Annotated in this window: 5 protein-coding genes and 1 pseudogene; 2 read left to right on the forward strand and 4 right to left on the reverse strand. The window is 50.7% G+C overall.

The annotated features are described in order from the left end of the window. Nucleotides 1-105: 105 nt before the first annotated feature. A complete protein-coding gene (locus ACSZPU_RS22110) occupies nt 106-1,782 on the reverse strand; it encodes a hypothetical protein (RefSeq protein ID WP_499003188.1) in 1,677 nt (558 codons plus the stop codon). Beyond that, nucleotides 1,779-2,516, reverse strand: coding sequence for a hypothetical protein (locus tag ACSZPU_RS22115; RefSeq protein ID WP_499003190.1), 738 nt, complete (start codon nt 2,514-2,516; stop codon nt 1,779-1,781). The genes ACSZPU_RS22110 and ACSZPU_RS22115 overlap by 4 nt, the downstream gene beginning before the upstream one ends. Nucleotides 2,517-3,214: 698 nt before the next feature. Between ACSZPU_RS22115 and ACSZPU_RS22120 the strand changes: the two genes are divergently transcribed. Further along, nucleotides 3,215-4,036, forward strand: coding sequence for an isocitrate lyase/PEP mutase family protein (locus ACSZPU_RS22120; RefSeq protein WP_499003192.1), 822 nt, complete (start codon nt 3,215-3,217; stop codon nt 4,034-4,036). Nucleotide 4,037: 1 nt separating this feature from the next. Here the strand turns inward: ACSZPU_RS22120 and ACSZPU_RS22125 are convergent. Then, nucleotides 4,038-4,519 (reverse strand): annotated as a pseudogene (locus ACSZPU_RS22125) (glutathione peroxidase). Between the two features lie 289 nt (nt 4,520-4,808). Here ACSZPU_RS22125 and ACSZPU_RS22130 point away from each other — a divergent pair. Further along, nucleotides 4,809-5,408, forward strand: coding sequence for a hypothetical protein (locus ACSZPU_RS22130; protein ID WP_499003194.1), 600 nt, complete (start codon nt 4,809-4,811; stop codon nt 5,406-5,408). A 150-nt stretch (nt 5,409-5,558) separates the two neighbouring features. Here the strand turns inward: ACSZPU_RS22130 and ACSZPU_RS22135 are convergent, their stop codons facing one another. Next, on the reverse strand, nt 5,559-6,461 hold the full coding sequence (locus ACSZPU_RS22135) for a LysR family transcriptional regulator (RefSeq protein WP_499003197.1): 903 nt from the start codon (nt 6,459-6,461) through the stop codon (nt 5,559-5,561). Nucleotides 6,462-6,489 lie beyond the last annotated feature (28 nt).

Consider the following 6,489-nt stretch of genomic DNA (forward strand, 5'->3'; position numbering starts at 1 on the left):
TTCCATCGGGAATAAGGATCTGGCAGCCTGAGTTCCCAACTAAAATACTCTCCAGGAAAACCGGGGCGGTTCACTCTCCGTTATTTGAATGTTCCCGCAAGGAAACTACTCGTCTTGTGTGACATACCCGAAATCAAATCCACCCAGTGCGGTTTTTCGCAGGAATTGATTCAACGGATAGGTGTAGCTTTGTCCTATGCTGACCGTGTGAACAACACGTAATAATGCATCGCCTTTTAAAAATAGCGGCTCATCGGTAATTGAAATATCTGCACCCTGTAAGGCATTTTTTAAATCCTGATAAGCTGGCGATGCCGTAATACTGTTATTCATTACGCTAAACATCACCAGAATGGCGGAAATCAGCGCGACCGGGAAAACTAACGGATGGCGATTAAGCAAAAATAACGCGCGGTTGGGGCGTCTGGTTAACAGGATTGCCGTCAGTGGAAGGAGAATTAAATAGAGTAATTTTGCCAGATGCGTCAGTGCGCCAATCAAGGAGAAGATCAGCGCAATCGGCGGGACAATAACAGCGCGTGCAGCGTCTTCACCCTGTTTTTCATTTTCGCCCCCAATACCGTAACTTCTTAGCGATGCCTGCAGTTTTGGCAATTGTTCATTTACCACCGTATTAAGATGGGGGATGTAGAGCTCCGTGGCGAACTGTTTCAGCCCATCCTCTTTCGGATACGCTTCACGCACGAGCGTACCTGCCGGTAATTGCAATTTTTCGCGCAAGGATTTCTGCACGACGTCCTGGCGGAAAAAGACGCCCCAGTCCAGCCGCTTGGGAATGGTCACGCCGTTGAAGACAACGGTTCGCTGCGCGAGATATTGCTGTCGGACTGTTTTTGCCACCGCCGCATTAAATCCGGAACGATCGGACGGAGTCCAGTCATTGGTTACCGGTACGCCTTGTCCGCGAACATGGCTACGAACGCTGGCATAATACCGTCTTGGTACGTTCCAGGTATTCAGCCCCTTCGCACGTAAAGAGCGTTCATAGCGTTGCCAGGCATTTTCCTGCTCACGTCGGATGGGTTCGCTCAGATCCATCTCGTCGTTGTAGTAGGCCAGATACTGTTTGTGAACGGTTTCGCGAGCCTGGATCCAGGCTTTGTAATAGCCAAGCACACCGCCTTCTTTGGCACTGATATTGTCGCGAAGATTCTGTTCCGCACCGCTTTTTAGCAGCGGATGATAACGATTAACCGAACTTAGCAGGATTGGCATCGTTGCCAGAAATGCCCTGCCGGATGGGCTGGTCCAGGTTTGCACCTGCTTGCCGTCGCTATCGAGCGGAATACCCTCAAGCGTCTGATGCCCGTTAATCAACGCCTGCTGATAGAGCTGCGCCAGAATCGACATTTGTCGAAACTCACCGGTACTTTTTGATACCTGACGTTCAATAACCCACTCCACGGCATGCCATGTTAACGTGCCGGTGGCCAGACACAGTAAAAGCACGGCGCCGACGCTGGCTCTGGCCGACAGCGCGATATGCTTTTTCTTTAGCCTGGCAATACCCGCAAGGGAGAACTGCAATACCAGCAGTGCCGCTGCGATGGCGGTTAACGTGCGGCCATAGCGCTCCATATTGTGGACTTCTTGCGCCGTCGAAATGCTGCCGACAAGGTCCAGTAAGCGGGAATTGAATGCCAGTTCACAGATGAGATAGGTCAGCGTAATGCCGATAACCAGCCGGTTTTGCCAGGCGGGGAGGCTTGAGCGCTTAATCCCGGCCTGCATCCGTTTTCCGCCCTGAACCTGCTCGGTCATGACTTGACCTCCAGACTTGTTTGACGCGTTTTCGTCGGCTGATAAATCTCTGTGGGCAGTGAATTGTCCAGCTCTGGCTGAGCGACTTTCGGCGGAAGTGGCTGCGTAGCGCTTGTCGGAGTGCGCTTTACCGGTTTCGTCGCGGGTTGAGATGTCGACTTGCGGGTTGGTTTAACGTCAGCTTTCTTATCATTGACGACCGTTTTTTTCTCGACAGGTAAACGACGGTGGTAAACCTGACCATGCTGCCAGTTGAACTGTTCAAAATTGTTGCCGGTGTTAAAGTTGATCTGCAATTTGTCCGCGCTGGGCGTAACGACAGGGCCTGTATCACATATTCCGGTAAATGCCCATTCCTGAGACGTCGTGTTTTGCAAATCAACCAGACGATACTGAGCCGGGCAGGAAGACGTCGCCACTTTCAGCAACAGCAACGTATGCCCTTCGATATGGTACTGATTGATGATCTTTGCCCAGTTCACTCCATCCAGTGGGCGTTCAATCATCAGATTGCTCCATTTCAGGCTGTAGCGACCATTCATCTCTCTCAGTACGCCTGTAGAGCCATCGGCCAACGTAAACTGCCCCACTTCATTTCCCAGCACGCTTGCCAGATCGGGTTTGAACAGAATTTTTCCGCTTTTATCGTAACGGACAGCGCAGCCGCTTACCCCTAAAACTATCGCCAGGACCAGTAAACTACGAAGGGCTAAACTGTTAGGTGATACGCTCATTTCTTCATTCCATTTCTGTTCGTGATATTAGCAATACAAAAAAGTTATCAAGATCCGCATTGATAACGTGTGATAGGGATACGGGGGGCGAATGTGCGAAATCACTGGTGATGAGCAGTTTTCGAATTATTGGCCGCGGGCGAGTTTTGCAGTTGCTCAGACATATAATATGCTTGTGGTTTTAGTTAGGGCTAAAGAATAGAACTCAAAAAATTCAAGCCTTGAAAAATTTAACATTCTCATATTTTCAGTCAATATCCATTTCTGGTAGATCTGTCTGGTGATAATGGCGTCAGTGTATTGTTTATAGTTTGAAGCGTATGGTTGTCATTTCGCGGGAAATAATAATGTCAGTAAACGATGATGTTTTGCTGGTGGTTATATCAAACGCCGTCGATGGCTCGTTGTGTTCGTATCTGACTGGAAAGGGAAGGGTATCGCCTTATCATCAGGTGATAAGATCGTGCCACTGGCATTATTGCCCGGTGCCCATGCGTTTATCGCTCATCCGCGCGGCGTGAAAAGGCATTCCTTCCGGTGCGTAATCGCGATCACCAGACATTCGTGCTGGTAATTCGCCTGGAGGGGGCGGAGTGGTCATCACTATATCGTATGGTTTGCGATGAGAAAGCGAATTCCAGTGCCGTATTTATGGGATACCGTTAACCGGGAAGAACCGTCGAAAATATGAGGGATTTATGCGTGACAAAAGTAGGGCGTTTCGTCTTCTGCACGAATCCGGGAATACTATTGTCATGCCTAATCCATGGGATATTGGCACAGCCCGAATACTTGAAAAAATGGGCTTTGCGGCCCTCGCCACAACCAGTGCAGGCCTCGCCTTCTCTCTGGGGGTGGCAGAAGGCCAGGTCTCCTGGCAGCAGACCATTGATCATTGCCGGAATATCGTTGCCGCGACGCCTCTGCCAGTATCAGCCGATCTGGAAAAAGGCATCGGTGACAGTCCGCAAAGCGCTGCGCAAACCATTCAGATTGCGGTAGATGCCGGGCTGGCAGGTTGTTCCCTTGAGGATTACACCGGCCGACCAGAAGCACCGATCTTTGATTTGAGTCTGGCGGTCGAGAGAATTTCAGCGGCGGCGGAATCACGCGATAGGTACGATCCTGATTTCGTGATTACCGCGCGGGCGGAGAATTTCATGTGGGGAAATCAGGACCTTGATGAAACAATTCAGAGGCTGCAGGCATTCGAAAAGGCGGGAGCTGATGTTCTCTACGCTCCCGGCATTCAGGATCTTTCTATGATTCATACCCTCTGTCGCGCCGTAACAAAACCCGTGAATGTTGTTATGGGCTTGCCCGGAAATGTTTACAGCGTTGAAGAACTGTCGCAAGCCGGGGTTCGGCGTATAAGCGTGGGAGCGTCAATGGCCCGATTCGCCTATGGCGCGTTTGTTCAGGCAGCGCAGGAAGTCAGCGGTGATGGCACTTTTTCTTATGCAAAACATGCCATCGGTTTTTCAGCGCTTGAGGCCTTTTTCCGCAAAACGAATCAATAACTTAGATTTCAAGTGCAGCAAGGATTGCGGCCTCCATTTTCTCCGGGGTAGTGAACGGCGCAAAACGCTTGAGTGGTTTGCCGTCGCGGCCGATCAGGAATTTAGTGAAGTTCCATTTGATCCGCCCACCCAGCACGCCGGGCAATGCGTTTTTCAGATAACGAAACACCGGATGCGCTGTGGTTCCGTTAACGTCTACTTTCTCGAACATTGGGAAGCTCACACCGTAATTGATGTGGCAGGTCCGCGCGATGTCGTCTGCACTGCCGGGCTCCTGTTTACCAAACTGGTTGCAGGGGAAACCCAGCACCACCAAACCCCGGGCGGCATATTTCTTGTAGAGCGTTTCCAGGCCGCCGTATTGGGGTGTAAAGCCACAACGGCTGGCGGTATTCACGACCAGAACACCTTACCCGCGTAGTCGTCCATAGAGACAGGCTGCCCACCCAGACTGGTGGCAGTAAGTTGATAGAACGTGGTCATAGGGTAATCCTCAAAGCAGAACCGGTGTCGCTGCCGGGCACTGGTTATGGGCGTGGAGAAAAGAGCCTGATTGCATGGCAGGTTTGCAATCGTGTGCGAGACATCTTTGCAAAGTCGAACATAAAGAACAACAAACGGCTGATCTTCGACCTCCACCTGCGCTCATTAACACTCCAGGATCCAGGGGGAACTGAAGATTAGGGAATTGTCCCATGTGACGCGTTTGAGCTTAACGTAGGGTGTTTTTGTTTTCAGCAAGAATACCCAATACATGCAAAGGATGCTCACCATGTCATTACGCCCATCACTCTGCTTACTGGCCCTCCCTCTGCTGGCGGGTTGCCAATTTTTCCCTCATACGAATTACTTCACAGCACCTGCTAATGAACTAAACCCCGCATGGATTCGTATCGTCAACTACACGCAGCATGCGGCTATCTACCAGTATGAAAATGGTGTGCGTACCGGGGGCGTCATCCGCTCAGGACCGCTACCTTTCATCCATACGCAGGATATGGGCATGCCTAAAGCCGGACAAAAATTGACCTTCGACTACTATGAAACACGCGTCCGGCCCAATTTAGAAACGGATGTGTCGATGATGTGGGAAGGCCCGCGCACGCTCTCTTGCTTCATCACCATTAAGTTCACCCCAAAAGCAGGACGCTATTATCAGTTTATGCTGAACGAAGGCTCAGGCGATGTCTGTACCTCGGACGCGTCGCTTATCGAACGCGACAAAGACGGCACGTCATGGCACCTCACGCCGAATCCAGACGTGACGTACAAATACAGTGGGCCAACGGCAGAAAAGCGATTCAGTAATTCCAGATTTGAAGATCCTAACTACCACCCGGATCCGAATCTGTATCCCGGCACCGCACTGTAGTTCATCATGAGCGTTTAGGGTCAGGCAGTCTGGTATTGTCCGGTCAGCGCCCGAATTAGCTGTTTGGTTACGGCCCATTTGTTGTGAGATTCTGCGTTAAACAGAGATTCATTGTGCCAACAGGACTCGCTGTGGCAATTCAATGCCACCTTATATTGCTAAGGATATATTGCTCAATTCCTGATGCATGAAATCAATGAGCGCTCTGGTTTTCGCGGGCAGGTAACGCCTGTCTGAGTAAAGCGCGAACAATTGCAATGGCGCAGGCGATTGTTCAAACTCAACCTCGATTAACCGTCCATCGTTAATGTAGGGCTGGCAGGCTTGTTTCGACAGAATGGCAAAACCGACACCGGCTAGCGCAGCGCGCCCCGCCATCTCTCCGCTGTTTACCCGATAATGTCCTTTAACCTTAATGGTCTCGAACCCGCCTTTGGTATTGATAAACTGCCAGGGCGCACCTTTCAGTGCACTTACCGTTGTAATACAGGGTAATTCTTCAAATTGCCGGATATGAGAAGGGGTACCATAACGCTGAATGATGGAGGGGGCGGCAACGATGGTGCAAGGGATAGTCACCAGATGACGGGCTATGTAGTCACTGTCATCCATCTGACCACGAGTAACAATGATTGCTAAATCCAGATCGTCTCGCAGGGATTCAAAACCTGACAAATTGGTGACGCAGTTGATCTCCAGCTCCGGGTGCTGACAGGCGAAATCGGCAACCACAGAACCCAGCAATGCGGGACCTATTTCATTGGGAATACAGAGACGTAATGGGCCTTTGAGTAGCATTTGCCGCAACGTTAATTCGGTCTCAGTTTGCTCAAGCGCCTCCAGTAATGGCTTCGCCCGGGTATAGAGCAGGTGCCCCGCCTGGGTGAGTTTCATATGTCGAGTGCTGCGCTCAATAAGCTGAAGATTGAGCCTTTCTTCCAGTTGAGAAATGCAACGACTCACGTTGGATTTCGGCATTTCAAGAACTCGCGATGCCCCAACAAAACTGAACCGCCCCGGTTTTCCTGGAGAGTATTTTAGTTGGGAACTCAGGCTGCCAGATCCTTATTCCCGATGGAAG

The organism is Phytobacter sp. V69, from assembly GCF_965644215.1.
GTDB lineage: Bacteria > Pseudomonadota > Gammaproteobacteria > Enterobacterales > Enterobacteriaceae > Phytobacter.

Coding starts and splice junctions, on each gene's coding strand:
- ACSZPU_RS22110 (WP_499003188.1), bottom strand. CDS start 1,782: ATGACCGAGCAGGTTCAGGGCGGAAAACGGATGCAGGCCGGGATTAAG.
- ACSZPU_RS22120 (WP_499003192.1), top strand. CDS start 3,215: ATGCGTGACAAAAGTAGGGCGTTTCGTCTTCTGCACGAATCCGGGAAT.
- ACSZPU_RS22115 (WP_499003190.1), bottom strand. CDS start 2,516: ATGAGCGTATCACCTAACAGTTTAGCCCTTCGTAGTTTACTGGTCCTG.
- ACSZPU_RS22130 (WP_499003194.1), top strand. CDS start 4,809: ATGTCATTACGCCCATCACTCTGCTTACTGGCCCTCCCTCTGCTGGCG.